The organism is Vibrio sp. OPT41 (genome assembly GCF_015163595.1).
GTDB lineage: Bacteria > Pseudomonadota > Gammaproteobacteria > Enterobacterales > Vibrionaceae > Vibrio > Vibrio alginolyticus.
The window spans coordinates 211,556-215,085 of record NZ_JADDYH010000014.1; the positions used below are offsets into that span (position 1 = coordinate 211,556).

General features: G+C 47.1%; 1 protein-coding gene and 1 pseudogene. One reads left to right on the plus strand and one right to left on the minus strand.

Annotated features, from left to right (window positions below; genetic code table 11):
* Positions 1–221, minus strand: a pseudogene (locus IQP38_RS26255) (agglutination protein); the annotation flags it as partial.
* Positions 222–621: 400 nt separating this feature from the next.
* On the opposite strand from IQP38_RS26255, the gene IQP38_RS26260 reads away from it, so the two are divergent.
* A partial coding sequence (locus IQP38_RS26260) for a tandem-95 repeat protein (protein WP_228009989.1) occupies positions 622–3,530 on the plus strand: 2,909 nt, incomplete at its 3' end.

The following is a 3,530-nucleotide window of genomic DNA, read 5'->3' on the forward strand; positions in this document are numbered from 1 at the left end:
ATTCCTTCGTAACCGATACCGGCATCTAAGTCTACGGATGGGAGGTAAGCACCACCAGATGCTTCATTCACATACTGCTTGCTAACGAATTCATTGAACGCACTTTTGATGTCAGGATTGGTTTTTAATGTGTTTTCAACCGCTTGCTCTAGCGTTTGCCCAAAAGCATGACTAGCGGTGAACATACCAATACAAAAGGCGTTGGCACGAGTCCACTTCACTGTGATTCTCCTAGATAATGGTAAAAATTCTCGAGGTGATAGGGCTTATAAGTGGAATACTTATAAGGGCGTCAATAATTTAGCGCACAATAACATTAATATGCGATGAAGTAACCTGTTGATTCGCTGTTCATTTGTTTCAATTTTGATAAATCAACCTACTAAATCTGCCTAAAACTTGAATTAAGATCTCAAATTAAAGATGGAGGTAATGGCTAGAAACGAGTGTCCAGATTTTAATAAAATAAAACACTTATGCGTCTGGATTCTTATTGATGTATGACACATAATTACTTCATTGAGCATCAAATTGCTGTTATTGCACTATATATTCGGGCAATATATAGCAAATTAGTATTATTAGTCAAAAACTTGACAGTTATTTAGGGTTAAGGTTTATATGGATCGTACAGCATTAGTGCCACTCGGTAATCAAGTCGTCGTAATAGGTTTGGATGGGCAGCTGAGAGTCCTTGCAGAAGGACAGCAGCCTCTACCAGGTGAAGTGATAGTGGCAATGACAGATGCTGCGCCTCAAGACCTGAAAATTCAGCTTGCTCAAGAGCAAGGTTTAAAAGATATTTCAGACGATGTAGCACAGATTATTAGTGCTATTGAGCAAGGTCAAGACCCTTCTGCTATTGATGAAGAACTCGCACCTGCAGCGGGTGAAAATAGTGGCTCCAGTTTGCAAAATAGTGCCACGATTGTACGAGATGGTACTGAAGTGCTAGCCTCAACAAACTTTGAAACTATTGGCTTAGAATCCCTCGGCTTATCTGAAACTCAAGCGTTGACCTTAAATGATTTCTTCACAACAGGTATCGAGACAAGTGGGGATGGCTCAAGTAAGCCACTTACTAATTCTCCAGTGACATTAAGCGCTGTTGAGGAAGATAGCGATCCAATCACGATAACTACTGAAGAATTACTATCGAACGTCAATATTGATGATACCGATACTCTTGTCATTACAAACGTCACTATTGAGAGTGGGAATGGCACCTTAATTGATAACAGCGATGGATCTTGGACTTACATTCCAGAGGCTGACGATGACACTGAAGTGTCATTCTCCTATGACATTATTGATAACGATGGCGGTGTTATTAATGGCACTGCTAACTTAGATATTACGCCTGTTAATGACGCGCCAATAGCAACTAATGATGCGATTCAAACTGACGAGGATTCCCAGGTTGTAATTGATGTGCTCGCTAACGACAGTGATATTGAAGGTGATGATTTAATCATTACCTCTGCTTCTGTACCAGAAGAGCAAGGTATCGTTGAGATTATCGATGGTAAGCTTGTTTTCACTCCGGCTGAAAATTTCAACGGTAATGCAACGATTAGCTACACCATCACAGATGGTGAGTTAGAGGATGAAGCTCAAGTTTCGGTAACAGTAAACTCAGTTAACGATGCGCCTATTGCCTCTAATGATACAATAATTACAGAGGAAGATAGCTCAGTAACGGTTGATGTCCTGCCAAACGACACCGATATTGATGGCGATACGCTGTCGATTGACTCGGCATCTGTGCCGAGTGACCAAGGGACAGTCGAGATTGTTGACGGCAAACTGGTCTTCACACCGGCTGAGAACTTCCATGGCGACGCCGAAATCACTTACACCGTGACCGATGGTGCACTGACTGACAAAGCAACGGTCAACGTCACCGTGAATGCGGTGAACGACACGCCTGTGGTTGAGAGCAACATTGCAGACCAAACCTTGGCAGAAGACTTTACGCCATACAGCATCGATCTAAACACCGCTTTCAGTGATGTGGATAACGTGGATGGCGAGTTGAGCTTCAGTGTCTCTGGCAACAGCAACATTCAAGTGGCGATCGTCAATGGCATTGCTACGTTCACTCCAACCGCTGACTGGAACGGCTCAGAAATCCTAACCTTTACGGCTACCGATCCAAGCGGCGAAAGCGTTAGCCAAACGGTGAACTTCACAGTGGCGCCTGTGGCGGACATCGTGGCAGATAAAGCAACGGTCATGGAAGACACGCCAACCATCATCAAGGTCTTAGATAACGACACGTTTGAAGGCGACGACAAAGTGGTGTCGCTGGATACCAATAACGGTCCAGCCAACGGCACGGTCTCGGTCAACCCGGACGGCAGCGTCACTTACACGCCAAACGACAACTACCACGGTACAGACAGCTTCACTTACATCGTCACCTCCGGTGGCGTCAGTGAGTCCACCACGGTGAACGTCGATGTGACGCCAGTCAACGATGCGCCAGCGGCAAAAGATGATACCGCTGTTACTGACGAAGATACGCCAGTGACGATTGATGTTCTGCCAAACGATACTGACATCGATGGCGATAAGCTGTCGATTGAATCGGCGTCTGTACCTGAAGCGCAAGGCACAGTTGAGATTGTTGACGGCAAGTTGGTGTTCACGCCAGCTGAGAACTTCCATGGTGACGCTGAAATTACTTACACGATTACTGATGGTGCACTGACTGACCAAGCAACGGTCAACGTCACCGTGAATGCGGTGAACGACACGCCTGTGGTTGAAAGCAGCATCGCAGACCAAACCTTGGCGGAAGACTTTACGCCATACAGCATCGATCTGAATACGGCCTTCAGTGATGTGGATAACGTCGATGGCGATCTGACCTTCAGCGTCTCTGGCAACAGCAACGTGTTGGTGTCGATTGAAAATGGCATCGCGACCATTAGCCCAACGGCAGACTGGAACGGCTCTGAAGCGCTGACCTTTACTGCCACCGATCCAAGCGGTGAAAGCGTTAGCCAAACGGTGAACTTCACAGTGGCGCCAGTGGCGGATATCGTGGCAGATAAAGCGACGGTTGTGGAAGACACACCAACCATCATTAAGGTCTTAGGTAACGACACGTTCGAAGGCAACGACAAAGTGGTGTCGCTGGATACCAATAACGGTCCAGCGAACGGCACGGTCTCGGTCAACCCGGACGGCAGCGTGACTTACACGCCAAACGACAACTACCACGGGACAGACAGCTTTACCTACATCGTTACCTCCGGTGGGGTATCGGAGTCCACCACGGTGAACGTCGATGTGACGCCAGTCAATGACGCGCCAGTGGCAAACGATGACACCGCTATCACTGACGAAGACACGCCAGTGACGATTGATGTTCTGCCAAACGACACCGACATCGACGGCGATAAGTTGTCTATTCAATCAGCGTCCGTGCCGAGTGACCAAGGGACAGTCGAGATTGTTGACGGCAAACTGGTCTTCACACCGGCAGAGAACTTCCATGGTGACGCCGAAATCACTTACACCGT